26 protein-coding genes and 1 pseudogene are annotated in these 23,361 nt (G+C 63.6%); 12 read left to right on the top strand and 15 right to left on the bottom strand.

From position 1 onward, the window contains the following. Positions 1-238 (bottom strand): annotated as a pseudogene (locus R6U53_RS07020) (DUF192 domain-containing protein); the annotation flags it as partial. Positions 239-388: 150 nt separating this feature from the next. On the opposite strand from R6U53_RS07020, the gene aglG reads away from it, so the two are divergent. From aglG to R6U53_RS07005, 3 genes are read left to right on the top strand one after another with little or no spacing between them, the layout of a single operon-like run. Beyond that, positions 389-1,312 carry a glucosyl-dolichyl phosphate glucuronosyltransferase gene (aglG, locus tag R6U53_RS07015; RefSeq protein WP_410321654.1) on the top strand — a complete coding sequence of 308 codons (924 nt, stop codon included), beginning with the start codon at positions 389-391 and terminating at the stop codon, positions 1,310-1,312. A gap of 54 nt (positions 1,313-1,366) precedes the next feature. After that, on the top strand, positions 1,367-1,648 hold the full coding sequence (locus R6U53_RS07010; protein WP_410321653.1) for a DUF433 domain-containing protein: 282 nt from the start codon (positions 1,367-1,369) through the stop codon (positions 1,646-1,648). Next, positions 1,648-1,989, top strand: coding sequence for a DUF5615 family PIN-like protein (locus R6U53_RS07005; protein WP_410321652.1), 342 nt, complete (start codon positions 1,648-1,650; stop codon positions 1,987-1,989). The genes R6U53_RS07010 and R6U53_RS07005 overlap by 1 nt, the downstream gene beginning before the upstream one ends. 84 nt (positions 1,990-2,073) lie before the next feature. Here R6U53_RS07005 and R6U53_RS07000 read toward each other — a convergent pair whose 3' ends face one another. Together R6U53_RS07000 and R6U53_RS06995 are read right to left on the bottom strand one after the other, a co-directional pair. Then, positions 2,074-2,340 (bottom strand): type II toxin-antitoxin system HicB family antitoxin, encoded by a 267-nt coding sequence (locus R6U53_RS07000; protein WP_410321651.1) that lies wholly within the window; start codon positions 2,338-2,340, stop codon positions 2,074-2,076. A gap of 170 nt (positions 2,341-2,510) precedes the next feature. Beyond that, a complete protein-coding gene (locus tag R6U53_RS06995) occupies positions 2,511-3,761 on the bottom strand; it encodes an RNA-guided endonuclease InsQ/TnpB family protein (protein WP_410321650.1) in 1,251 nt (416 codons plus the stop codon). A 198-nt stretch (positions 3,762-3,959) separates the two neighbouring features. On the opposite strand from R6U53_RS06995, the gene R6U53_RS06990 reads away from it, so the two are divergent. Then, complete coding sequence (locus R6U53_RS06990; protein WP_410321649.1) at positions 3,960-5,147, top strand: glycosyltransferase family 4 protein; 1,188 nt, start codon at positions 3,960-3,962, stop codon at positions 5,145-5,147. Here R6U53_RS06990 and R6U53_RS06985 read toward each other — a convergent pair. Next, on the bottom strand, positions 5,095-5,958 hold the full coding sequence (locus tag R6U53_RS06985; protein ID WP_410321648.1) for a hypothetical protein: 864 nt from the start codon (positions 5,956-5,958) through the stop codon (positions 5,095-5,097). The two genes, R6U53_RS06990 and R6U53_RS06985, sit on opposite strands and share 53 nt — an antisense overlap. A gap of 154 nt (positions 5,959-6,112) precedes the next feature. On the opposite strand from R6U53_RS06985, the gene R6U53_RS06980 reads away from it, so the two are divergent. After that, positions 6,113-7,084 carry an alkaline phosphatase family protein gene (locus R6U53_RS06980; RefSeq protein ID WP_410321647.1) on the top strand — a complete coding sequence of 324 codons (972 nt, stop codon included), beginning with the start codon at positions 6,113-6,115 and terminating at the stop codon, positions 7,082-7,084. 48 nt (positions 7,085-7,132) lie between these two features. On the opposite strand, the gene R6U53_RS06975 is transcribed toward R6U53_RS06980, so the two are convergent. After that, positions 7,133-8,416: an RNA-guided endonuclease InsQ/TnpB family protein gene (locus tag R6U53_RS06975; RefSeq protein ID WP_410321646.1), complete on the bottom strand. Its 1,284-nt coding sequence runs from the start codon at positions 8,414-8,416 to the stop codon at positions 7,133-7,135. A 56-nt stretch (positions 8,417-8,472) separates the two neighbouring features. Between R6U53_RS06975 and R6U53_RS06970 the strand changes: the two genes are divergently transcribed. Further along, positions 8,473-8,604 carry a hypothetical protein gene (locus R6U53_RS06970; protein WP_410321645.1) on the top strand — a complete coding sequence of 44 codons (132 nt, stop codon included), beginning with the start codon at positions 8,473-8,475 and terminating at the stop codon, positions 8,602-8,604. 88 nt (positions 8,605-8,692) lie between these two features. On the opposite strand, the gene R6U53_RS06965 is transcribed toward R6U53_RS06970, so the two are convergent. Next, positions 8,693-10,141: a sulfatase gene (locus R6U53_RS06965; protein ID WP_410321644.1), complete on the bottom strand. Its 1,449-nt coding sequence runs from the start codon at positions 10,139-10,141 to the stop codon at positions 8,693-8,695. A 192-nt stretch (positions 10,142-10,333) separates the two neighbouring features. On the opposite strand from R6U53_RS06965, the gene R6U53_RS06960 reads away from it, so the two are divergent. The 4 genes from R6U53_RS06960 to R6U53_RS06945 all read left to right on the top strand — a co-directional run bounded on the left by R6U53_RS06960 (position 10,334) and on the right by R6U53_RS06945 (position 13,743). Then, a complete protein-coding gene (locus tag R6U53_RS06960) occupies positions 10,334-11,773 on the top strand; it encodes a flippase (protein ID WP_410321643.1) in 1,440 nt (479 codons plus the stop codon). Positions 11,774-11,846: 73 nt separating this feature from the next. Continuing rightward, the gene (locus R6U53_RS06955; protein ID WP_410321642.1) at positions 11,847-12,527 is read left to right on the top strand and encodes an SCO family protein; all 681 of its coding nucleotides are present in this window, start codon (positions 11,847-11,849) and stop codon (positions 12,525-12,527) included. Further along, positions 12,528-13,085 carry a TlpA family protein disulfide reductase gene (locus R6U53_RS06950; protein WP_410321641.1) on the top strand — a complete coding sequence of 186 codons (558 nt, stop codon included), beginning with the start codon at positions 12,528-12,530 and terminating at the stop codon, positions 13,083-13,085. It abuts the gene before it with no gap. After that, positions 13,078-13,743: a cytochrome c biogenesis CcdA family protein gene (locus tag R6U53_RS06945; RefSeq protein ID WP_410321640.1), complete on the top strand. Its 666-nt coding sequence runs from the start codon at positions 13,078-13,080 to the stop codon at positions 13,741-13,743. Before R6U53_RS06950 ends, R6U53_RS06945 begins: the two co-directional genes overlap by 8 nt. Positions 13,744-13,772: 29 nt before the next feature. Here R6U53_RS06945 and R6U53_RS06940 read toward each other — a convergent pair whose 3' ends face one another. From R6U53_RS06940 to R6U53_RS06900, 9 genes are read right to left on the bottom strand one after another with little or no spacing between them, the layout of a single operon-like run. Continuing rightward, positions 13,773-15,569: a Na(+)/H(+) antiporter subunit D gene (locus R6U53_RS06940; RefSeq protein ID WP_410321639.1), complete on the bottom strand. Its 1,797-nt coding sequence runs from the start codon at positions 15,567-15,569 to the stop codon at positions 13,773-13,775. Continuing rightward, positions 15,566-17,461: a cation:proton antiporter gene (locus R6U53_RS06935; RefSeq protein WP_410321638.1), complete on the bottom strand. Its 1,896-nt coding sequence runs from the start codon at positions 17,459-17,461 to the stop codon at positions 15,566-15,568. Before R6U53_RS06935 ends, R6U53_RS06940 begins: the two co-directional genes overlap by 4 nt. Continuing rightward, positions 17,461-18,993: a proton-conducting transporter membrane subunit gene (locus tag R6U53_RS06930; protein WP_410321637.1), complete on the bottom strand. Its 1,533-nt coding sequence runs from the start codon at positions 18,991-18,993 to the stop codon at positions 17,461-17,463. Before R6U53_RS06930 ends, R6U53_RS06935 begins: the two co-directional genes overlap by 1 nt. Continuing rightward, complete coding sequence (locus R6U53_RS06925) at positions 18,986-19,372, bottom strand: cation:proton antiporter subunit C (RefSeq protein WP_410321636.1); 387 nt, start codon at positions 19,370-19,372, stop codon at positions 18,986-18,988. Before R6U53_RS06925 ends, R6U53_RS06930 begins: the two co-directional genes overlap by 8 nt. Continuing rightward, the gene (locus R6U53_RS06920) at positions 19,369-19,923 is read right to left on the bottom strand and encodes an MnhB domain-containing protein (RefSeq protein WP_410321635.1); all 555 of its coding nucleotides are present in this window, start codon (positions 19,921-19,923) and stop codon (positions 19,369-19,371) included. Before R6U53_RS06920 ends, R6U53_RS06925 begins: the two co-directional genes overlap by 4 nt. Further along, positions 19,920-20,477 (bottom strand): DUF4040 domain-containing protein, encoded by a 558-nt coding sequence (locus tag R6U53_RS06915; RefSeq protein WP_410321634.1) that lies wholly within the window; start codon positions 20,475-20,477, stop codon positions 19,920-19,922. Before R6U53_RS06915 ends, R6U53_RS06920 begins: the two co-directional genes overlap by 4 nt. Further along, positions 20,474-20,791 carry a monovalent cation/H(+) antiporter subunit G gene (gene mnhG / locus R6U53_RS06910; protein WP_410321633.1) on the bottom strand — a complete coding sequence of 106 codons (318 nt, stop codon included), beginning with the start codon at positions 20,789-20,791 and terminating at the stop codon, positions 20,474-20,476. Before mnhG ends, R6U53_RS06915 begins: the two co-directional genes overlap by 4 nt. Next, a complete protein-coding gene (locus tag R6U53_RS06905) occupies positions 20,788-21,057 on the bottom strand; it encodes a cation:proton antiporter (RefSeq protein WP_410321632.1) in 270 nt (89 codons plus the stop codon). The genes mnhG and R6U53_RS06905 overlap by 4 nt, the downstream gene beginning before the upstream one ends. Next, complete coding sequence (locus tag R6U53_RS06900; protein WP_410321631.1) at positions 21,057-22,163, bottom strand: monovalent cation/H+ antiporter subunit E; 1,107 nt, start codon at positions 22,161-22,163, stop codon at positions 21,057-21,059. The genes R6U53_RS06905 and R6U53_RS06900 overlap by 1 nt, the downstream gene beginning before the upstream one ends. Positions 22,164-22,288: 125 nt before the next feature. Here R6U53_RS06900 and R6U53_RS06895 point away from each other — a divergent pair, with 125 nt between their 5' ends. Next, positions 22,289-23,128, top strand: a complete 840-nt coding sequence (locus R6U53_RS06895) for a pantoate kinase (RefSeq protein ID WP_410321630.1) — start codon at positions 22,289-22,291, stop codon at positions 23,126-23,128. Next, positions 23,076-23,361, top strand: a 286-nt coding sequence (locus R6U53_RS06890; protein WP_410321629.1) for an RHO alpha subunit C-terminal catalytic domain-containing protein, incomplete at its 3' end; no start/stop codon positions are given. The genes R6U53_RS06895 and R6U53_RS06890, both read left to right, overlap by 53 nt.

The raw sequence follows: 23,361 nt of genomic DNA, 5'->3' as shown, positions 1-23,361 counted from the left end.
GGTCAGTGGTATCCGCGATCGCCGCCGTCACTGATCCAAGTTCCCAACCATTGGAGGAGAAGACCCGTATTTCAGTCGTTTCGTAGTCCTCGTGAATGGGCGTCGGGGTCTCAGTCGGTGTTGGTGTTTCCGTCGGGGTCTCAGTCGGTGTTTCGACAGACTGTGACTCTATTCTCTCTCGACTCGAATCGACATCAACGCATCCAGCAAAGGCAAGGATGGAGCTTCCGGCTGTCATGAGGTACCGCCGCCGATTCATATAGTCCAATTTGGTCGCACAAGTATTTGACATCTTCCCTGCCCTGAAGAGGGGGTTTAGCCTTGCAACTTCCAATCAACGTTGACTGCATGAAAACCCTTATTCGACGAGTGCGGCAACGGTCGGGCAGTGAAGGTCTCCGTTGTCGTCTGTACGTACGCCGAAGCGATGTACGACGAGTTCGTCGAGTGCGTCGAGAGCGTGCTGGCGCAGACCCACGGGGACGTCGAGGTCGTGATCGTCGTCGACGGGACGGCGTCCGTCTACGTGCGTGCACGCGAAGAGTTAGGAGAGAGGGAGCACGTCGTCGTCCACTGCAACGACGAGAATCGCGGCGTCTCGGCCAGTCGGACGCGTGGGGCCGAACTCGCGAGCGGCGACGTGGTGGCGTTCATCGATGACGACGCGGTCGCCGATCCGCGCTGGGTCGAGGAGCTCGTCGAGACGTACGAGGAGCGAGACGCCCTCGCCGTCGGCGGACGAATGACGGGCCGGTGGCTCGCCGGACGGCCGTGGTATCTCCCCGAGGAGTTCGACTGGCTCGTCGGCGTCACCTATCCCGGCTTCGCCGAGGCGGGCGAGGAGGTTCGGAACACCTTCGAGTCGAACATCTCCTTTCGACGCGAGGTATTTCTCGAACTGGGCGGCTACGATCCGAGCTTCGGCCCCGACGCGGAGTCGTACAGCCACTCCGAGGGAGCCGAGATCGGCGCTCGGCTGCAGGCCGAGTACGGACGGGGCGTGGTGTACAACCCCGATGCGATTGTCGAGCACAAGGTGTTCGAAGAGCGGATCGAACTGACGCATCTCCTCACGCGTGCGTTCCAGCAAGGCGTTTCGAAGCGCCGGATGGAGCGGCAGGCACCCGAGGCGGCCGCGAGCGAGGAATCGGCGTATCTGCGGCGGGTGTTCATAAACGGCGTGCCGAAACGGGTGACAGAGAGCGTTCGATCTCACACGCTCACCCCGCTCGGCGAAGCGGCGATGCTGGTCGCGTTCACGTTCGCGGTCGGGCTCGGCTACCTGTACGAGATCACGTTCGGACAGATATGAATACCGGGGGGCTCAGCCCAGACGTTCAAGTAAGATGGCGACGTAGTCTGCGGTATGAGTCAGGTCACGCGACGTATCGTGCGGGAACTCCACGACGAGCCGCATCTCGAAGGCCGACGAATTACGGTTCAGTTCGTCAAAGAACAGGTCGAAGAGCGGGAACTCGATCCAAGAACGGTCGCTGATCGCCATGATCTGGATGTGGCTGATGTCTACCGGGCACTCACCTACTACCATGACCATCCCGAGGAGATGCGTACTATCGAACGCCAGCGACAGTCCGCGATCGAAGGACACGATCATCTGACAACCGATCCCGAACACGTGCGTGACTGATGGGGTATCATATCCTCGCTGACGAAAACGTCGAGCAGGCGACGATCAACTATCTGCGAAAGCTCGATCATAATGTCGAATGGATTGGCGATGTCGAAGAACTCGACCTCGGTGCTGACGACGAATCGATCGCTGCGTACGGACGCGAGACGAACCGCCTCATTCCCACACAAGACGACGACTTTTTCACCCGTATGGATGTCGAAGATACCGCAGGGATACTCTTTCAGAAGAACCAGGCCCTTTCGGCCCGAGAGGTGGGAGACATCGTACACGAGGTATCCGAGTACATCGACCAATCCGACGTAACGCTTGAATATGTGAGCCGAAACTGGCTGTGAGTAATTGGTTGGGCTCGCAGACCAGGCTATTTACAAATAATTCACAATATATGACATGTACGTCCGGAACACTACCAGACGATACTAGTAGGCGATATTCGAGGTTTCTTCACCCGTCGTGTTGTCGGCCGGATCGATACCCAGTTCGCGGAGTTCCTCGTCAGTTGGTTTCCTACCGACTTCGCCGTTGTAGAGTGCGACTGCTTCGTCGAGATTTTCTAACGCGGCTTCCCGCGACTGTCCCTGTGTCGTGACGCCAGTCTCACTATCCTTGGCGATCCACCCGTCGTCCTCGCGCCACAAGCGAATCTCATCCTGGTGAGCGTTGCCGTCTCTCGTCGAACTAGCCATTACCAGTAGATTGCGCTACAAACTGGATAAGTGTTCGGACGTATACCGTGCAATACCCCGTCGAGACACAGATCTACAGGTCTTTTAGAATGTACGCTGGAACACCAAGTGACATCCTCCTCGGCGTAAACGACGAGGCTTCCCGTCCCGAAGGGGGGATATTTACTGGTCTACGACACGGCTTGTTCTCTCGTGTGAAACGTCCCGCTCTCGCGGTCGAACAAGTATGTCGATGGCTGTGCCACACAGCCGTTACTCCTATCCTCACCATGAGGACTCGGAGTTATCTTCTGCCGCATGTTCTCCGCCCCGTTACAATCTGCGTTTCCGACCAATTTACACGATGAGCAGACGTACAGGCCGCGTTCGACACGATTCGACTTCGTGTCGTCACCACACGCCGAACACGTCTTACTGGTGTCCCACTCGTTCTCTTTCAGTACCTCAACACCGCGCATCTCGCCTTTGTATTCGAGGTACTGGTAGATACGGTCGAACGCCCACGAGTGCAGCTTCTTGTTGCCGGTCTTGCCCCAGTCAGATTCTCGCACGTCTTCGGGCCAACTTACTGCGAGCGTCCCAACACCGCGTTCGACAGACTCGGTGATGATGGTGTCCGTCAGCGTGTGGTAGAAGTGCGTTTCACGATCTGCGAGTTTCCTGCGTGCCCACCTCGACTGCTCTGACGGGCCGTTCTCCCCATCGGTGTCATACTCTGCACGTGTGAAGTAGTGTTCGTCTTCTTTGAGCGAGTTACCGGGGTACAGCACGTATTCGTCGGGGAATGCGACCGTTGCGATATTTTTGATGCCAAGGTCGATTCCTGCGATGCCGTCGCCTGCTGTGTCGGTGGATTCGAGTTCAACTTTACAAACGAAGTGGAGTTCCCATTCGTCACCGTTCCAGACGGCACGAACGTTCTGGACCGTGTTGACTTCCGAGAGGTCAACGTCTGGCCGGGTCTGGTACTCGCAGAGGATGAAGTCCGAGAAGTGTTCTTTCAGATTCGAGCCTTTTGAGAGCCGGACGCGGTTATTCTGAGGGTCGTGTTTGAACCCGTCTTCTTTGAATGTCACCGTGGAACGTGGTCGAGTGTCGCCGTGTTTGCGGTAGCCGGGCGGATTCGCCTCGTCAAACGTGTGTCGCAAGTCGAACCACGACTGGAAAGCGTCAGAAAGTTCTTCGATGACTTTCTGACTGGATTGTGCGTTCAAGTCTTTCCAACAGGGTTGGTTCTTCATATACGATTTTAGCACACCACCGTTCGGGATCTCGCCGGTTGCATCCCAGATACGGTCGGCTGTCCATCGTGCAACGTTCCAGATCTTCGAGGCGGAGTCTCCAAGCGAATCAAGACCATCGCACACCTGTTGATGGTTCTGGATGGAACCAATGTAGGTTCGTGTGGTCTTAATCGCCATACATAGCCTATGTAGACAAACAAACTTAATGGTGTAGATTAGCGTTGAATATCCAGTCTGTCATCGAGCGGTGGATCCCGTAGTCGAGTGACGCGATTCACGCCCGGCGTAAACGCCGGGATTCTCTCGCTGTTTAATGATAGCACTTCCACAGATCAGACGATATTTATTCAGTACGGCTGAAGGACGGACAGATCGATGGTCGAAGCCGAGATCGACGACGTCCTCGTGGTGACCCATCCCCTCGCACCGGCCAGCGAGAGCCACGTCGCGGCGCTGTTGGACATCATCGGTGCGATCACGTCGGTCGCCTTGGTGACGACGAACCTCTCCGAGGAATCGTCGATCCGCGACGACTTCGAGGTGCTCGAAATATCTCGGGAGGGCGTCGGCGACTCCATTCTAGTTGCGGCGGTTCGATTCGTGCTGAACCAGCTACGGATGTGCCGAACGATCGCCCGCCGCGACGAGGAGATAGTCCTCTTTTTCGGCGCGACATCGTATCTGTTGCCGATCGCGTTCTCGCGACTGCTCGGACGAACCGTCGTGCTCGAACCGCGGGGCGACGTCCCGCTGACGCTTCGGCTTCAGTGGGAGCAGAAGGTACCAGCGCCGATCGCCCGAGCGCTTGCCGGTGCGGTGTGGGTACTAGAGCATGCTGGATACCGACTTTCTGACGCCATCGTGACCTACACGCCGTCGATGGCCGAGGAGTTGGGGCTGGACGGATATCAACACAAACTGTACCCGAACGGCGCGCGATACGTCGATACGGAGACATTCGACGTCGAAACGCCGTTCGAGGAGCGTGAGAAGGTCGTCGGATTCCTCGGCCGGTTAGACGAGGAGAAGGGGATACGAACGCTTGCATCGGTGGCGAAAGAACTCCCCGACGACGTGACGTTTCGCTTCATCGGCGATGGAGATCTCAGATCCTGGCTCGAACGGGAGTTAGCCGAGGAGATCGAAGCGGGAATGGTCGAAATTACCGGCTGGGTCGATCACGACGAAGTCCCGAAACAGCTGAACGACCTCCGGCTACTCGTGCTCTTTTCGGAGCCAACAGAGGGACTCCCGACCGTCATCATGGAGTCGATGGCCTGCGGAACGCCCGTCTATGCCACACCGGTTTCGGGAGTGCCGGACATCGTGCGTGAGGGGAAAACCGGGTATCTGTTGACGGAGACAGACGTGGACACGATGGCATCCCGGATCGAGTCCGTTCTCGCGTCGGAAGAGCTCACTGAGATCAGCGGCAGGGGCCGATCTGAGGTCGAGATCGAATACAGTCGCGCGGCTGCGATCGACCGATATACCACCATTCTCGCGGCGATTACTCGGTCGGAAGCAGCGCCTTCAAATCCGGATGCTCAAGGCCGTGTTTGACCGTCGTCGGGTGCTCTGCGATGATCCCCTCCGCAGCGTCTCGATCCCACGTTCCCGACTCTGAATCGATGGCCGATCGATACAGGTGGTTCCGTAACTCCTGCCACTCGGCGTGGCGGACGACGACTCTGGCTGGGACGCTATCGAGATCCAAGAGCAAAGCGATGGCGAGTCGGTGGCGACCGTCGTTGAGAACATGCGTCCCGTCGCGAGCGATGTTCACCGCGATTTCGTGACGAACGACCGCCTTTTCGTCGAGGGCGAAGAGCCCCCGACCGCCGTTCCCGAGGCCGCGGGCAGAATCAGCGCCGAGAAGTTCACGTTGTGTCCGATACCCGTGTTCCGCGATCTCGTCGTAGATCCGATCGTACCGATCGCAGGCTGCTTCGAGTTCGGAGATGGTTGCATATCGGTCACTATCGTTCTGCCGGATATCGCGCGCGGAGTCCTGGAAGAAGCTGGTTTCGCGCCAGGCGACACCCTCCTGGAAGTGCGTCCGAAAGGATTCGAATCGGGGCGTCTCTTCGAACAGGGAGACGTTTCGATCCCAATGGCCGCCGAGAACGCGACCGGTATCGGTCAAAAAGTCGAACTCGTCGTCCATGATGTACACCGGATCGCCGAGACCCATGTCGTAGACGTCGAACGGCGAGATGGGTGCTGAGTCGGATCGCTCGTCGACGTTCCGACGAGATGCGTACAGAAATCTGGCCGCCTCGTACGTGTTCCAGCCCCGAGAGATGACTGTTCGAAGTGGCGCACAGGTGTTTGAGAGCCGTCGTACGGCGAGTCGAATGCTCGTGTTCGGCACGTATACCGGCGTTCGAAGGCGGCGTTTTTACACCTGCCGTTCATTTCGAATGTCGCCCGCCTCGCGATAGGGACGTCCACGGAGCGTCTCCCAACGCGACGAACCGATAGCGCGCGACGATAACTCATATTAGACACCACAAGTAGAATTACGTATGACCCTCGTCGTTCTCGGCATCGACGCGCTCGACCCCGACCTCGTCGACGCCGAGCGACACCCCAACCTCACCCTCGATCACCACCGGACGATCGAGACGCTCGTCAGCTCCAGCGGCGAACCGAGCACCCACGAACTGTGGCCGACGATAATCACGGGGCTGAAACCCAGTGAACACGGCCTGCAACTCGGCGACGACGGCGTCGCGTGGGGGAATCCGCTCCTCGATTTCGGCAGCCGCGTGGCCGACTACGTGCTGCCGGACGACCTCCAGACGCAGATCGGCGCGTGGCTGTTGAATCGGACCGACGCCGACGCCTTCCGGACGCCCGCGACGTACTACCCCGAAAACGGTCTCACGACGGTTTTTGACGACCGAGAGGCGAAGGCGATCGGGATCCCGAACTACGTCGTCGATCCCGACGAGACCGACAGGGAACACCGGATTCGTCAGCGCATGGGCGAACTCTTCGAACGCGATCTCGAGGCGGTCGGCGGACACAAGAGTTCGGACCCGAGAGCGTTCTACGAGCGGTGTCTGGAGATGTCGATGGTCCGGATCGCCCGAACCAGACGAGCCCTCCGAAGCCGAGAGTACGAACTCGTCTTCGGTTACACGAGCGGACTCGACCTCGTCGGCCACGTCGCATACGACTACCCGGCGATTCAGGAGCGAGCCTACGACGAACTGAACGAGTTCATCGGCGAACTCAAAGACGACCTCGACGGCGAGCACGAACTCGTCCTCGTCAGCGATCACGGTCTCCAGGACGGACTGCACACCGACGAGGCGATGGTCGCGGGGACGACCGATGTGGTCGAAGCAATCGACAGCGTGCTCGACGTTCGCGCCGCGGTCGAGGCCGAACTGGAACGCGGGCACCAACCGGAGCCGTGGCGCGTGGAATCCGAGAATCGCGGGTCGTCGGGCGACGTCAAAGAACAGCTCGAAGACCTCGGGTACATGTGACATCCTCCCCGGCGTGAACGCCGGGGGTTCCTCGCGCTGGGGTATCGCTTACCGGCCCACGGAGGCAACTTGCGGGTTCGTATGCTCCTCGTTGGGACGGTGAGAGCGTGGTGACTCCAACCAGTCGTGGTCGTCCCACTTGAGGCATACAGGCCGTGCCATCGGCCGTGTTACCGTCGTCTGCCGCCTTAGGAACGTCTCTGACGCCGTGAGATCCGCGTGCCCCTCGAAGCCGCACGGACACGTCAGCGTATCGCGGTGGCGCGTCGTCCGGTCGGTTGAACCGCATTGCGGGCACTCTTGGCTTGTCCACGCTTCCGAGCGGACTTCTACCGAGATACCGTACTCCTCGGCCGTACAGGCGAGTCGCTTGATGAGCGCATGGAACGCCCAGAAGTTGTGCGTTTTTTCATTGGCCCGAACCGACCAATGTGTGTCGAGTACGTCCGTTAGCGACCCGACATACACCGTGGAGACGCCTTCGGCATGCAACCGTTCGATGAGGTCGCGGGCGAGCGTGTCCTGGGCGTGGTCGCGTCGTCTCGTCCGGCGTCGGTACAGCGAACGTATTCGGTGACTGCTGTACCGTCCATCGTCCAAGAGTGACTGCAACCGGGCGATTTCTCGCGTCGTCTCGCGGAACCGCTCGAACAGGTCGCGCCCTTCGTACAGCAGTTGCGTGCCGGTCGTGGTCGTACAGGCGACGAGGTTGTTCGCACCAATATCCAGAGCGGCGGTTTCGTCCGCCAGTGGAGATGCCAGTCGAGAAGTGTCTTCGCTGATTGTGACTGGCTGAAAGGCCCTGAATGTCTGTGCGTGCTCGTCCCAGAACAACTCTAACCGACCCTGCTTGTCGTACTCTTTCCAGTTAGGTTCGCCCCGAACTTCGAGCCGGAGACGTTCGCGGTATCCAAGCCCGTACTCGTCTTTGAGATCTTGGCCGACGAGAATTTCGAGTCGAGAGTATTCGCCCCACTCGACGGAGTACGACGTGTTGCGGATGTACGTTCGGAGTTCGCGTCCGTCCTTGACGTTGCCCCAGTATCCGGGCTTGCCGTTGGCTTCGCCCTTCTTCTTGAGCGCGAAGAACGACCGCCAAGCTTCGCGGTTCTTCCGTTCGATTTGCTGAACGGTCGAAGCACCGAGCGTGCCGCCGTAGCGCCCACGATATTCGCTGATGTCCCACACGTCTCCGTCTAGGTCGGCGTAGTGTTCGCAGCGCTCGTAGTTGATTTCGTTCCAGAGAGCAGCAGAAGCATCCAACAGACATCGAAGCAACTCCTCGTCCGCGTCGGACTGAGGAACCACGTCGAACGTGTTGGTCCGCTTCATCGGATACTCTTACAGGATGGCAAAACATAAATCTATGGTTATTCATAGACTCACTTATGACGAACATCCACATCGAAGTGCCGGACGAGGAGCAGTACGAGCGATTGAAAGACGTGAAGAACAAGTACGGTCTAACGTGGCGCGGGATGCTTGTCCACGCGGCCGACAACTTGGATACCCCAGACTGAGCGGCGTCGGCGGTTGTTCCGCAGTTGTCGGATTCACGCCCGCCGTGAACGGCTGAACTCTCCCTTGATTCAGGTAGCCGACAACTCGTCACATATAGCCGAGGTCTTCGAGGCGCTGTTGGATTTCGTCGTCAACCGCGTCGATGCCGGCGGCTTCCTCGACGAGTCCGCTGTCGTCCAACGCTTCGAATCGATCGTCGACCGTCTTCGGGTCGATCTCCGATTCGACGTAGGCGGTTTGTGCGTCCAGCACTCGAATGGAGAGGGCGCGCTTATCGCCGACGGAGATATGTTTTCGAACACCGTCGTCGTCCTGATCGTAGACGGCCCGAAGGCGATCGTTGAACCCCTCGAGCGAGTCCGGATCCCGATAGCGCTCCGCGCGGGAGCGAAGCTGGTCGTCGACCAAGATGCCGTACGAGGTTGCGAACGCCGTTTCGGTCGTGAACGACGCCGCGGTCGCGTCTCCGTCCAGCGCGTCCCGAACGGCGGCGGGGAAGTTCGTCAACATGGCGAGAGAGGACACGCGCTCGCCCTCGGTCTGGCCCGGGAATCGAACGATCAGCGGCACGTGAAGCACCGACTCGTGGAGCGCGGTGTTGTGTCCGGCGACTCGAATGCCCGGCCGGACGCGACTGGGCTCGCCGAATCCTTCCCCGTGGTCGCTCGTCACGACGAGGAGGGTATCGTCGTACTCTCCGCGGCGTTTGAGCGTCGAAACTATTCGTTCGAGCAGCGAGTCGAGTTGATGGATCGTCCCGTCGTACAGCGATTCGGTGGCCATCAGTTTCCACCACCCGGAGGGGTCCGAGAGCAGTTCCCAGCTGTTCGGCGCGCGCGCTTGGATCGAACGGAGCTGGTCGTCGCCCCACCGATTGTGCTCGGCTTTCGGCTCGTACGGGCTGTGGGCGTCCATCAGGTTGACGCACGCTGCCCACGGTCCACGCTGGGCGTCCTGCCACTGGAGGAACCGGTCGAGATAGACGTCGCCCGGCGGCGACGTATCGAACGGGTACAGCCACGGATAATCGGACGTGACCTTCGTGACGACGCCGTTGGCGATCGAGCGAGCCGGTTTCTCGTTTTCCAGACAGGCCCGAGCGAATTCGGCGTAGTTTCCACGACCGTGTTCGGCGACGAACCGGCGAGCATCGAACGCCTCGGGGAACGGGACGTTCTGTGGCCCGACGACGGTGTCGAATCCGTTTCGAAGCCCGATGTCGACGTCCGTGATCCAGACGTTCTCCGAGAAGACAGCCGTACTGTATCCCTCTCGTTGCAGGTCGTCGAAGATCGTAGAGCCCTCGCGGAGTTTGTGATCCGCGCTCGTCAAGCCGTGTTCCTCGACCGTCCGACCCGTAAAGAGGCTCGCGTGGCCGGTGATGCTGCGCGCACCGGCGCTTCGAGCCTGTTCGTACACCGTGGACTCGTCGGCAAACTCGGAGAGAAACGGCGTCGTTTGCCGGGCGTGGTCGTGCAGTCCCACGTTTTTTGCCCGTACGCTATCGAGGACGACGAGAAGGACGTTGGGGGGCACATCGTCGTGTATCCGGTGGTGGAATATAAACACCCGTCACTGCAAATCGAGGGTTGAATCGTACTCCAGCGCAGAGGTGAGCGGAATAATACGCGGAAGCGGGTCATATAAAATATATAAATCCCCTCCCCGTGACTCGACGTACGCGAAAGACGAAGCGCGAGCCGGACGTTCAGATACTATATAAACTCCATGCGCCTCGGCCAAACCTCCCTTGTCGTCTTTCTCTCGAAGCTCTTCGGCTCCGCGCTGGGCTTTCTCGCGACGATCTACTTCGCCCGCGTGCTCGGCGCGGAGATCCTCGGCTACTACGCGCTCGTGATGGCGCTCGTCTCGTGGCTCGTCCTCGCCGGCCGGGTCGGGATCACGACGGCGATGACGAAGCGGATCAGCGAGGCCGAGGAGCCGGCGGCGTACTTCACCGCGAGCGCGGTTCTCGTCGGCTCGCTGGGCGTCGCCACCGCGGTCGGCGTCATGCTGTTCGGCGGGTACGTCGACGCGTACGTCGGCGAGTCGGTCGCGGGCTTCGTCGCGCTCATCGTCCTCGTCAAGCTGTTCTACAACTTCACCAACGCGGCGCTGGAGGGCGAACGCAAGGTCCACATCGCCGGAATTCTCCAGCCGATCCAGATCGGCAGCTACAGCCTGATCCAGATCGCGCTCGTCGTGGCCGGCTTCCAGCTCGTAGGCATGCTCGTCGGCTACATTGTGGGGGGCGTCCTCATCGGTGCCATCGGCCTGTGGTATCTCTCCGTCGGCTTCGAGCGGCCCCGCCGTCGGCACTTTCGAAGCCTCGTCGACTTCGCGAAGTACGCCTGGCTGGGCGGCCTCCAGTCCCGGTCGTTCAACGACGTGGACGTCATCGTGTTGGGCGTGTTCGTCTCCCCGGCGCTCGTCGGCGTCTACTCGGTCGCGTGGTCGATCGCGAAGTTCCTCACGATCTTCGGCAGCGCGGTGAGTTCGACCCTGTTTCCCGAGTTGAGCAAGGCCGACGCCACGGGTGACCGCGAGGCCGTAAAGGCGTTCATCGCGGATTCGTTGACCTACGGCGGGCTCTTCATCATCCCCGGGCTGTTCGGCGGCGCGCTCTTGGGCGAGCGCCTCCTCCGGATCTACGGCCCGGAGTTCACCCAGGGCGTGACCGTCTTCGTGCTGTTGATCGCCGCGAGCCTGCTGTACGGCTACCAGACCCAACTCATGAACGCGCTGAACGCCGTCGACCGCCCCGATCTCTCCTTTCGGATCAACGCGGTCTTCATCGGGACGAACGTCGCGTTGAACGTCGCGCTGATCTCGACGATCGGGTTCGTGGGCGCAGCCATCGCGACGGCGATCTCGGCCGGCGTCGGGCTGGTGCTGGCGTTCGCCGCCCTCCGATCGCTGCTCGCGTTCCCGGTTCCGATCGGCGAGATCGCGAGACAGGCCGTCGCCGCGCTGTCGATGTCGGCGGTCGTGTACGCCGGCCTGCTCGCCTTCGACGCCCTCGGCGTGACGCACAACGTCGCCACCGTCGTGACGCTCGTCGCCCTCGGCGCCGGCGTCTACTTCCTCGCGTTGCTCGCCGTCTCCGCGACGTTCCGAGCGACCGTCGGGGCGAACAGTCCCGTCGACGTTCCGGTGCTCTCGAAGTGATGGGGCGAGAGGTTTTGCGCCCTCGCCGACCAGCAGCGGTCGACATATATACGTCGATTCGTAAGGGTGAGATATGGAACGCCGCCGGTATCTCGAATCGATCGCAGCCTCGGGTGTCGCTTTCACCGCCGGATGTCTCGACGCCGTCCCCGGCCTGGGGAGCCGGACGGTTCTCGACGAACCCGAAGTCGACCTGAGCGCGGCCGCCCACCCCAGCCACGGCGACGACATGCCGGAGATCAGCCTGCCGGATCCGATATCCGGTGAGACGGTCTCGACGGCCGACTTCGAGGGCGAGCGCGTCCAGCTCGTGACGTTCATTTACACGAACTGTCCCGACGGGATGTGTCCGGCGCTCACCCAGCGGCTGCGTCGCGCCCAGTCTGTCGCCGCCGAGAACGGCGTCGGCGATCGGGCCGCGTTTCTCGCCGCGACGTTCGATCCCGAGCGTGACACCGCCGAGGCCCTCGAGACGTACGCGGGCGATCAGGGCGTCGACCTCGACGCCGGCAACTGGCACTTCCTCCGTCCGGAGACGTACGAGGCGGGGCAAGAGCTCTACGAGGAGGAGTTCGGGCTGGTGATCGAGAAGTCCGAAACCGACGAGTACGAAGGGCTCGAGTACGTCTTCCCGCATTACAACCTCATCCTGCTCGCCAACGCCGAGGGCGTCGTCGAGCGCGCGTACCCGAACGCCGTGGGCGTCGAGGTCTCCGAGATCGTCGACGACTTCGAGACGGTGGTGAACGGGTAGATGCGCAGACGGGAGCTGCTCGCTGGCGGTGCGAGCGTGGGCGCGCTGGGCGTCGCTGGCGCGATCGCGGTTCGCGGGCTCCCCGTCGGCGACGAACCGGGGGAGGCGGCCGACGGCGGCGGCTCCGACCCAGCTCCCGTCGAGATCGAGACGATCGACGCGCCGGGCAGTCGGGCCGGGACGATCGAGCTCCCGACCACGGGCGAGCCGACGTTCGTCGACTTCTTCGGGACGTGGTGTCCGCCGTGTGAAAAGCAGATGCCGGCGCTCGTGGAGGCCCACGAGCGCCTCGGCGACGAGGTTCGGTTCGTCTCGGTGACGACCGAGGACGTCGGCGGGAGCGTCAGCGAGCAGCACGTCGTGGACTGGTGGAACGAACACGACGGGAACTGGGCGGTCGGCGTCGATCCGACCGCCGAACTGTGGGCGCGATACGCGACCGGGTTCCCGTACGCCGTCGCGATCGACGCCTCGGGAACGGTCCAGTGGTCCGAGGGCGGGGCGAAGACGACCGACGAGTTCGTCGCCGGGATCGAACGCGCGCTCGACGATGAGTGACGTCGCGCTCGCGACGAACCTGTCGTTCGCGCTCACCGCGGGCGTCGCGACGTTCTTCTCACCCTGTGCGTACCCGCTCTTGCCGGGGTACGTCGGATTCTATGTGAACCAGACGGACGCGAACGAGGCGTCGCTCGGCGGGGCCGGTATCCGGGGAATCGTCGCCGGGATCGGCGTGCTCGCGACGTTCGGCGCGCTCACGGGCGCGACGCTGTTCGTCGGCCACTCGACGCTCGAGAACATCACGCTCTTCGAGTCGCTCGTGGGGGCGCTGTTGGTGATTTTCGGGGCGCTCGTCGTGACCGGGCGCGCGCCATCGCTGTCGATCCCGTTGCCGAAGCGACGCGCGAGCATACTCGGGTTCGGCGTGTTCGGCGCGGGCTACGCGCTCGCGGGCGCGGGCTGCGTCGCACCCATTTTCCTCGCGGTCACGGCCCGCGCCGCATCGCTGCCGACCGAGGTGGCCACACTGGTCCTCGCGACCTACGCCGGCAGCGTCGCCGCCCTGATGGTCGCCACGACGGTCGCGACCGGGATGGGACTGGTGACGAACGCGAGCCGGCTCACGGCGTACTCCGGGTGGCTCAAGCGACTCGCGGGCGTCGTGATGATCGTCGCCGGCATCGGGCAGCTGTATCTCGCGCTCGTCGTTTACTAAATACGCGATACGGATCCGGGGCGCTCAGCTCACACCAACAGGAGTACGACTAGCCCGACGAGCAGCGCCAGCGTGAGCAGGAAAATGCTCGTTCCCGACGAGGCTTTCAGGCGGACCGTTTCGGCCTCCTGATCGGCCGGCAGGGTATCGATATCGACGCCCGGCAACCGTTCGGCCGTCCGGTAGGCGTACCGGCCGGGGTCTGAGCCGATCGCCATCGCGCCGCCCGCGGTCGCCATGACGACCCGATCGACCGCGGCCCAAAGCTCCGTGACGCCCCAGACGAGCCCGCGACTCGAGTAAAACGCCGCCGGGAAGAGCACGCGGTCGACGTCCGGCAGCCACGCGAGCCGGGTGATCGGCCCCTTCAGACCGAAGAACGCGGCGAAGCCGACGACGAGCAGGACGACGCTCTCGGTGAGGTGGCTGGTGCTGTAGGGGTGTAGCTCCGCGACGAGCAGCTCCGTGGAGGGAAGCAACTCGAACAGCAGTCCCGGTGCCAGCCCGTAGAGCAGACAGAACCCGCCGACGGCGAGCATCGCGACGGTCTGACCGATCGTGGCGTCCGCGGGTTCGACGGTGTTCTGACCGTGGAAGAAGACGTAGTAGCCGAGCTTGATGAACGACATGAACGTCCCGATCGCGCCGAGGATGAGCAGCCACCAGAGGACGTCGCCGTAAGCGGCCGTCCCCTCGATTCCCAACTCGAGGTTGTGGACGTCATGGGCCTCGTCGAGGATCATTCCCTTCGAGACGAAACCGTTGGTGCCGGGGACGGCCGTAATCGACGCCGCGCCGAGCAGGTACGCGAGGAAGGTCAACGGCATCACGTTCCAGAGGCCGCCCAGCTTCTTGATGTTCTCCTCGCCGGTCCGGTAGATCACGACGCCGACGGCCATGAACAAAAGCGCCTTGTAGAGGACGTTGTTGAAGAGGTGTGCGAGCCCGCCCGCGACGGCGATTTCGGTGCCGAGCCCGATCCCGACGAGCATGTAGCCGACCTGCGCCTGGATATGATACGAGAGCAGGCGGCGCGGATCGTACTGCAACAGCGCGAAGGAGGCCCCGTACACTGCCATCGCGCCACCCATGTACGCGAGCCACATACCGCCCTCCGGGAACGCCCGGAACATGACGTAGGCGGCGGTCTTCGTGGTAAAGACCGAGAGGAACACCGACGCCGCGACGTGCGGCCGCGGGTACGTGTCGGGCAGCCACGAGTGCAGGAATATGAACCCGCAGTTGATCCCGATCCCGATGGCCGCCAGCGGGGTCGCGACCTCGGCGATTCCGAGCGTCGCGGCGTAGCGGAACGAGCCGACCTCGACGAAGTGGACGACGACGGCCGCCAACAGGATCGTGCCGCCGATCCCGTGATACAGCGCGTAGCGGTAGCCGGCCCGGACCGCCTTCCCCCCGTGGTGCCACACGAGAAGCGTCGACGCGACCGCCATCAGCTCCCAAAAGAAGATCATCGAGAGCCAATCGCCCGCGAACACGACGCCGACGGTGCTCGCGACGTAGCCCATCGCGAAGGCGGACTGGATGCTCGCCGCCTCCGTCTCGTAGGCGTAGACGACCGCCGCCGTCGCGAGGATCGAGACCGCGACCGCGACGAGCCTCGCGGGGTCGTCGACGTTCAGAAAGACCACGTCGAAGCCGAGAAACCGCGTGTCGACGTAGGTCCCGTTCTCGACGAGGAGCGCCTGCACGCCGACCGCGGCGGTCGCGAGCCCCGCCAGTAGGTGTCCCGGCAGCCGTGGCAAGAGTGCGACGGCGAACGCCGCGAGGAGTACGTACGCGAACGGCGGGATCGATTCGATCACGGCGCCGCCTCCGTGCCCGCGAGGACGCCCTCGACGATGACCTCGACGAGTTCGAGGAAGACGACCTCGTACGGGACGACCCCGACGAGGATCGCGCCGGTCACCGCCGCGAGGATCGGGGCGAGCATGAACCACGTCGTCTCCTCGCCGCGGAGCGCTTCGCTCGGGGTCAGCCGTCGCCAGCCGCCCGGGGGCGGGCCCTCGTGGTGAGCGTGGTCGTCGTGGGTCCCGTGGTCCGTGCGCCCATCGTCGCGGGCAGCGTCCTCACCGTCCTCGGGCACCACGTGATCGCTCGGCTTTCGGTCGACCGCGTACTCGCCGTCGACGAGCGGTGCCGGCTCGCTGTAATCGCGGCGCTCCGTGGTGTCCGAGAAATCGGGCTGGAGGTCCGCGGGGTCGATATCGACGTCGTCGGCTTCGGAGTCGTCCTCCGAACCGCGATCCTCGGCGTCGTCGATCCGTTCGCCGCCGTCCGTCGCCGCGAGGATCGACCGGCGTTCGCCGCCGAAGCGGAAGTCGACGAGCGGTTTGGCGTCGTGGTCGCCCTCGGCTTCGAAGAAGGCCGTGTAAACCACCGGCCAAAAGTACGCGATGTTGAGCACGCCCGAGACCAACAGCGCGCCCGCGAGGTAGTAGCCCACGGGCGTGAACGCCGCCCCCATCTCGATCCCGCCGATGAGCAGATAGTACTTCGAGACGAAGCCCGCAAACAGCGGAATGCCGGCCATTCCCGCGGCCGCGAGCGCGAACGCGCCGAACACGACCGGCATCCGCTTGCCGATCCCGGCCATCTGTGAGATGTGATCCGTGTGGGTCTCGACGTGGATCGCGCCCGCACAGAAAAACAGCGTGAGCTTCATGAACGCGTGGGCGGGGATGTGGAGCAGCGCGCCGATCAGCCCGTAGGGACCGAACAGGCCCAGCCCCAACACGATGTACGACAGCTGTGAGACCGTCGAGTAGGCGAGTCGCTGTTTGAGGTGGTCCTTCCGGAGGGCGATGAACGACGCCGCGAGCAGGGTGAACGCGGCGACGGCGGAGATGACGAGGCCCATCCCGAGCTGGTAGGCCACCTCGGGGCCGAACACGTCGAGCGTCACGCGGGCGACGCCGAACGCGCCCGACTTGACGACCGCGACGGCGTGAAGCAGCCCCGAAACGGGCGTCGGCGCGACCATCGCGGTCGGCAGCCACTGGTGCAGCGGCATCAGCCCGGCCTTGACGCCGAAGCCGACCGCGAGGAGGAGATACGCGATCTGGACGACCGTCCCGTCCGCGTTCGCGACCGCGGCCAACCCCTCGATCCCGCCGGGCGTGAACGTGACCGTGCCGACGAGCCAGAAGACGAGGACCGTCCCCGCCAGCACGAGCACGCCGCCGCCGAACATGGTGTAGGCGAGATACTTCCGGCCCGCAGAGCGCGCTTCGGCGGTCTCGTCGTGGGCGACGAGCGGGTAGGTCGCCACCGAGAGCAGTTCGTAAAACAGGAAGATCGTCACGAGGTTGCCGGCGAAGGCGATCCCCATCGTCGCCGACAGCGAGGCGGCGAAGGAGGCAAAGTAGCGGGTCTGGCCGTGTTCGTCCAGCCCGCGCATGTAGCCGATACTGTAAAACGAGGTGACGATCCAAAGCAGGCTCGCGAGGAACGCGAACAACATTCCGAGCGGGTCGGCCCGGAGGACGAACTCGATGCCGGCGACGAACTCGCCCGCCGAAAAGACGTACGTCTCGCCGTCGAGGACGCCCGGTAACATCGCGGCGACAATTGCGAACTTCGCGAGCGCGGTGACGACCGTGACGGCCTCGCGAACGTTCGGTCGCCGGTGGGCGGCGAAGATGCCGAACATGCCGACGAGCGATACCAACACGGCGTAGAGGGGGAAGGTGTCCATCACAGTACTGCCTCCAAGAACGGGCCGAGAAATGACTCGAAAACCGGCGCGGCGAACCCGAGCGCGACCGCGGTGATCGAGAGGGCGGCGACGACGAACACCATCCCGACCGAAACCGGACGGTCCGATTCACCGTCGCCGTCGTCGCCCGACCCACCGTCGGAGAGCAATCGGACGCCGCCACCGTCGGCCCCCACCGCGCCCTCGATGCCGTCGGCCGGCTGGAAGTACATCGTCTCCAGCAGGCGCGCGACGTACAGCAGCGTCAACAGCGTGCTGAAGAGGATGACGGCGGCGACGATCGGCGCGCCCGCCTCGATCGCGCCCCACGCGATGTACCACTTGCCGAGGAAACCGATCGACGGCGGAATCCCGACTAAGCCGAGAAGCAACGCCGCGATCGCCGCGACCGTCACCGGAGAGCGGTAGCCCAGGTTGGCGTACTGGCGGACGGTTCGGATCCCGTACGCCGAGGCGATGACGCCGACGCCGAGAAAGAGGGCGGTCTTCATCAGCCCGTGACCGAGGAGGTGGATGATCCCGCCCAAGAGCGCCTGCTCGGTCGCGAGACCGAACGCCGCGACGATCATGCCGAACTGCGCGACCGAGGAGTACGCCAGCATGCGCTTGATGTCCGATTGGATCACGGCGAGCACGGATCCGGCGACTATGCTGACCGTCGCGAACGCGACGAGCGTGTCGCCGGCGAGCGGAACCGACTCGAAGAACGCGGGCGTGTACACCGCGTAGATGAGCCGCGCCAGCGCGTACGCGCCGAGCGTCGAGGCGAGCCCGGAAATGTAGGCGGTGACCGTATCCGGCGACTCCGCGTAGGCGTCTGGGATCCACGTGTGCAGCGGGAAGAGCGCCGCCTTCACCGACAGGCCGACGGCGACGAAACAGAAGGAGGCGACGATGAGCGGATCCGCGTAACCGACCGTTTCGGGGATCGCAACCGCCAGTTCCGCCATGTTCAGCGTCCCGGTGGCGACGAAGACGTAGCCGACGCCGACGAGATACAACGAGGCACCCGCAGTCCCGACGATGAGGTACTTCAGCGCCGCGAGCGCGGCCCGTCCCGACCGGTCAGCGGCGACCAACGCGTACGTCGCCAGGCCGACGATCTCGAGGAAGACGAACATGTTGAACACGTCACCGGTGAGGCCGACGCCCATCAACCCACCACAAAGCAGCAAGAAGGCGCTGTAAAAGGAGTTGTCGCGGGGGGCACCGCGTCGGGCGTACGCGAGGACGACGAGCGTGACGACCGCGATCAGCGAGACGACGACCGCCGAAAAGCCGTCGGCGACCAACTCGATGCCGTACGTTCGCGGGTAGCCGCCGAGGCTATGGACGTATCTGCCGTCGACGGCGACCCGTCGGACGACGACCCCGGCGAGTGCGAGTTCGACGGCGGCGGCGAGCGCGGCGATCAGCCAGCCGACCGACTCGAATTTCAGTCCCGCCAGCAGCGGCAGCGTCGCCGCGAAGATCGGCACCGCGATCAGCAAGGCGAGTTCGGAACTACTCATTCGTGACCTCCCGGATCGTCTCCTCGTTGAGGGTTCCGTACTCCGTGTAGAGTCTGACGATCAGCGCCAGCGCCACCGCGGTGAGGCTGACGCCGACGACGATGGCGGTCAACACGATGACCTGCGGCAGCGGGCTGGCGTACTCGCCGACCGCGCCGCCCTCCGTGGGGATGACCGGCACCGTCCCACCCTCGACGTACGCCGTGGCGATGAAAAACAGGAAGATCGCGCTCTGAAAGAGGTTCAGTCCGATCACCTTCTTGACGAGGTTCGGGCTGGCGATCATCATGTAGAGGCCGATCGAGAGCAGCAGTGCGAACGTCGCGTACGCGTATCTCGTCGAGAGGAACTCGAAGGAGAGTTGCGCGAGGAGGCTCACGTCTCGTCACCCCCGTCGGGTTCGTAGCCGGCGGCGGTGAGGAAGAACAGTCCCATGATCACGCCGGCGACGATGGCGGCGACGCCGCCGATCTCGATCGCCTCCATGCCCCACTTCGTCGCATCGGGGCCAACGAACGGGGCGTACCGACCGTATTCGAGGAAGGTGCCGCCGAGTGCGAGCGTCCCGAGCCCGACGGAGGCGAACACGATGACGCCACCTGCGGCGAGCCCGGTCATCAGTCCACTACCGACCCACTCGCGGGTGGGGCGGATACCGAAGGCGAAGGCGAGCATGAAGACGACGACGGCGACGAGCGCACCGCCCTGAAACCCTCCGCCCGGCGTGTCGGCACCGTGAAAGATCATGAATAACCCGTACGTGAGAACGAACGGCGTGACGACGCGGACGGCGGTCATGATGATTTCGCTTTCGGTGTAGGGACGGTCGGGATCGACGGGTGGCACACTCGTCTCACTCGTCTCACTCGTCTCGGTGGCTTCGGAAGCCGCTCCGGAGTCAACGGAGCCCTCGGTGTCGGCGTCGCTCACAGGAACTCACCCCTCCGGAGGACGACGACGACGGCGACGCCGGCCGCGAACACCACGACGGCCTCGCCGAAGGTATCGAAGCCACGATACGCGGCGAGGACGGCGGTCACGCTGTTCGTCACGCCGGTCTGTTCGTACGCCGAGGCGAGGTAGTGACCGGTGACCGCCTCGCCGGGCGTTCCGACCGCGCCCGTGACGGGGGTCGTCCCGCCGAGGAAGTTCTCAACGGGGATCGCACCGACGACGAAGAGGAGGACGACAGCCAGTCCGGCCGAAACGGTGGCCGCGGGCCAGTTAACCGACGCGAAGATCTGCTCGGCACGTGGTCGTGTGGTCTTCGTGATCGTCACGAGCAGTAGGATCGTCGTTACGCCGGCACCGATCGCGGCCTCGGTGAGGGCGACGTCCGGCGCGAGCAACAGCGTGTACAAAAGCGCCATGCCGAGACTGTAGGCGGCGAACACGATGATCGCCGCCAGCGTATCGCGCAACAGCGCGGTGGCGACGGCGGTGACGAGGACGAAGCCGGCGAGGGCGAAGCCGACGACGCTCATCGTCGCTCGTCCCCCTGCGTCCACGGTTCGATACCTTCTTCATACGCGGCGCGCGCAATCGCGTGCGCGGCCGTCGGATTGGTAATAAAGATGAACAGGAGCAACAACACCGCTTTGATGACTTCCGAATCGACACCGTAGGTGAGGACGACGGCGGCCACGACGAGGCCCGCGCCGAGCGTATCCGTTTGCGAAGCGGTGTGGGCGCGAGCGTAGACGTCAGGCAGCCGTATCACGCCGACCGTGGAGACGAACGTAAAGAAGAGCCCACCAGCGAGTAGGGCGAAGATCGCTGCGAGCCTCAAATCGTTCATATAACCCCACCACGTTTGACGGTGAACTTTGAGATGGCGACCGCCATGAGGAAGTTCAACAGCGCGTAAACGAGTGCGATGTCGAGAAACGATTCGCTGTCGAGAGCAACCGCCAAAAGCGCGAGAATGAGGACTGTCTTCGTCCCGAGAACGTTGACTGCGACGACGCGATCTTGCATCGTCGGACCCACGACGGCTCGATAGAGAACGACGAGCGCGAGGACGACCAGTAGCGCGGCCGCTCCGAGGAAGACCGGAGTCAACATTACTCCGCACCCTCCTCGAGATCGTCGGTGACGGCTCGTGGGCCTTGAAGCTCCTCGTAATCACCACGTTCGTTCGGGCTGGGGATCGTCGCCCCTTGCCGACCGTAAAACACGAAGCGGACGGCGCGTTCGAGCGCACCACCGGCGATGCCGTCGCGTGCGCCCTCGAAGAGGCTGTGGACGTAGAGATACTGGCCTCGAGTCCTGACGGTTAGCGTCCCCGGAGTGAGGGTGATACTGTTCGCGAGTGTCGTCACCGCGGGGCCGCCCCATACCGCCGATCGGACCCGAGTCATCCGGGGATCGATCGGGAGATTCGGGTGGAGGACGAGGTACGTGATGACGAGGTTGGACTTGACGATCTCGTACACCAGATACGGGACGAACAGCACCAGCCTGACGAGCTGTACCGCGAGTATCCGAACCTGAACTCGCTCCGAGAGGGTCACGGTGTAGAGTGCGCCGGCGACGATCCCAGCAGCGAGCGTCCCCGTGATGAGTTCGTAGAGGAGATCGTACCCGTCGCCGGTCACGATGGCGAAGCCGCCGAGGAGCTGATAGAAGAGAAACGAAACGCCGAACAGCAGCCCGAACTGTAGCACGCCGCCCGCCCGCGTCAACCGGGGGCGGCGGACTGTACGTCGCATCGGCGCTTCCGTCACCTCGAAGCCGCGTGCGGCGAGGGCGACCTCCATCGGGCGCAACAGCGGGACGTTGCCCCCCGGGCTGAACTCCGGGTCGACGACGATCCGCTCGATGTCGTGATAGCGGGCGTAGACGGCGAGGACGTCGGCGTAGTCGTCGGGACTGAAGAGGTACTTGTCCTCGCCGATGATCGCCGTTTTCGCCGCCGGCGAGTCGTCTGGCGCGTCCTCGTCGACCCACGCCGACACGCGGGTCAAGAGCGCTTCGGTTTCCTCTCTGACCTCGGTTTCGACGTCGCTGATATCGTGCCAGGCGACGGGCGCGACGAAGTGGACCGTCTCGAACCCGGCCTCGGCGGCGGTCTCCATCGCGTAGGAAACCGTGTTCCGCAGCGTCACCGACTCCCCCACGGGGACGAGCAGCGCACCGCCGGAAGTCGGTTCCTCTGTGTGATCAGCCACAGGAGTTCACTACAGTGGCTTTCGTCCACCCAGGTCAAAACGGTTTATCTTCTCCGCTATCGCCCGCGTCGGGCAATCCGACACGCTTAGCCACGTTTAACTCGCTTCATCTCGGAAGCCACGCCATGGCACAATCGGCGGGCGCGTTCGTCCCCGGTCACGTAACCGGATTTTTCAGCGCCCATCAGGACGACGATCCGACGAAGGCCGGCTCCCGCGGTGCCGGCGTCGCCGTCGACGAGGGCGTCGTCGTCCGACTGGAACCCGGGGACGGCCTCGAACTCAACGGTGAGCCCGCGACGATCGACGCCATCGATCGGGTCCTCGACGCGCTGGGCGCGACCGCGCGCGTGATCGTCGAGACCGACCTCCCGTTGGGGGCGGGCTTCGGCGTCTCGGGCGCGGCCGCGCTCGGAACCGCGTTCGCGACGAACGCCGTCTTCGGCCGCGAACTCTCCGAGAACGAACTCGTCACGATCGCTCACGGTTCGGAGGTGCAGGCCGGAACCGGGCTCGGCGACGTCGTCGCACAGGCCCGCGGAGGGTTCCCGATCCGACTCGAACCGGGCGCGCCGGCCCACGGCGCGATGGACGGGATCCCTGACCGCCGACCGATCGAGTACGTCAACTTCGGCGAACTGTCGACGGCGGAGATCCTCACGAGCGACACCGACGAACTGACGGCGGCAGGTACGCGGGCGCTCTCGGCGCTCGTCGCCGAGCCGACCGTCGAGACGTTCATGGCGGCGTCGAGGCGGTTCTCGCGGGAGGCCGACCTCCTGACGACGCCGGTCGAGGAAGCCATCCGCGCGGTCTCGGAGACCGGCGGAGAGGCGGCGATGGCGATGCTCGGCGAGACCGTCTTCGCGCTCGACGACGGGCTCTCGGAGGCCGGATACGACGCCGAGCGCTGTGAGCGAGTATATCGCGGTTTATCCCAACGTGCTGCTGGGCGTGCAGCGTGACCATGCCTTCGCCATCGTGCTGGAACCGGTGCGCCACGACAGGACGCACGAACACGTGCATATCTACTACGCCGCGCCCGACACCGACGGCGCGCTGCGCCAGAAGAATGCGACACAGTGGAAAACGGTCTTCACCGAGGATGTCTTCGTGGTCGAGGGCATGCAGCGCGGCCGTTCCGCGCCCGGCTTCGACGGTGGCCGTTTCTCGCCCGCGATGGACGGGCCGACGCACC

The organism is Natronomonas sp., from assembly GCF_046483325.1.
Lineage (GTDB): Archaea > Halobacteriota > Halobacteria > Halobacteriales > Haloarculaceae > Natronomonas.
Note: the sequence above shows the minus strand (reverse complement) of the source record. Positions and strands in the feature narration are given on the sequence as shown.

Excerpts from the sequence above, each read along its gene's own strand:
- R6U53_RS07010 (WP_410321653.1), top strand. The coding sequence starts at position 1,367 with ATGAGTCAGGTCACGCGACGTATCGTGCGGGAACTCCACGACGAGCCG.
- R6U53_RS07005 (WP_410321652.1), top strand. The coding sequence starts at position 1,648 with ATGGGGTATCATATCCTCGCTGACGAAAACGTCGAGCAGGCGACGATC.
- R6U53_RS07000 (WP_410321651.1), bottom strand. The coding sequence starts at position 2,340 with ATGGCTAGTTCGACGAGAGACGGCAACGCTCACCAGGATGAGATTCGC.
- R6U53_RS06995 (WP_410321650.1), bottom strand. The coding sequence starts at position 3,761 with ATGGCGATTAAGACCACACGAACCTACATTGGTTCCATCCAGAACCAT.
- R6U53_RS06990 (WP_410321649.1), top strand. The coding sequence starts at position 3,960 with ATGGTCGAAGCCGAGATCGACGACGTCCTCGTGGTGACCCATCCCCTC.
- R6U53_RS06980 (WP_410321647.1), top strand. The coding sequence starts at position 6,113 with ATGACCCTCGTCGTTCTCGGCATCGACGCGCTCGACCCCGACCTCGTC.
- R6U53_RS06975 (WP_410321646.1), bottom strand. The coding sequence starts at position 8,416 with ATGAAGCGGACCAACACGTTCGACGTGGTTCCTCAGTCCGACGCGGAC.
- R6U53_RS06970 (WP_410321645.1), top strand. The coding sequence starts at position 8,473 with ATGACGAACATCCACATCGAAGTGCCGGACGAGGAGCAGTACGAGCGA.
- R6U53_RS06960 (WP_410321643.1), top strand. The coding sequence starts at position 10,334 with ATGCGCCTCGGCCAAACCTCCCTTGTCGTCTTTCTCTCGAAGCTCTTC.
- R6U53_RS06955 (WP_410321642.1), top strand. The coding sequence starts at position 11,847 with ATGGAACGCCGCCGGTATCTCGAATCGATCGCAGCCTCGGGTGTCGCT.
- R6U53_RS06950 (WP_410321641.1), top strand. The coding sequence starts at position 12,528 with ATGCGCAGACGGGAGCTGCTCGCTGGCGGTGCGAGCGTGGGCGCGCTG.
- R6U53_RS06945 (WP_410321640.1), top strand. The coding sequence starts at position 13,078 with ATGAGTGACGTCGCGCTCGCGACGAACCTGTCGTTCGCGCTCACCGCG.
- R6U53_RS06935 (WP_410321638.1), bottom strand. The coding sequence starts at position 17,461 with ATGGACACCTTCCCCCTCTACGCCGTGTTGGTATCGCTCGTCGGCATG.
- R6U53_RS06930 (WP_410321637.1), bottom strand. The coding sequence starts at position 18,993 with ATGAGTAGTTCCGAACTCGCCTTGCTGATCGCGGTGCCGATCTTCGCG.
- R6U53_RS06915 (WP_410321634.1), bottom strand. The coding sequence starts at position 20,477 with ATGAGCGTCGTCGGCTTCGCCCTCGCCGGCTTCGTCCTCGTCACCGCC.
- mnhG (WP_410321633.1), bottom strand. The coding sequence starts at position 20,791 with ATGAACGATTTGAGGCTCGCAGCGATCTTCGCCCTACTCGCTGGTGGG.
- R6U53_RS06905 (WP_410321632.1), bottom strand. The coding sequence starts at position 21,057 with ATGTTGACTCCGGTCTTCCTCGGAGCGGCCGCGCTACTGGTCGTCCTC.
- R6U53_RS06895 (WP_410321630.1), top strand. The coding sequence starts at position 22,289 with ATGGCACAATCGGCGGGCGCGTTCGTCCCCGGTCACGTAACCGGATTT.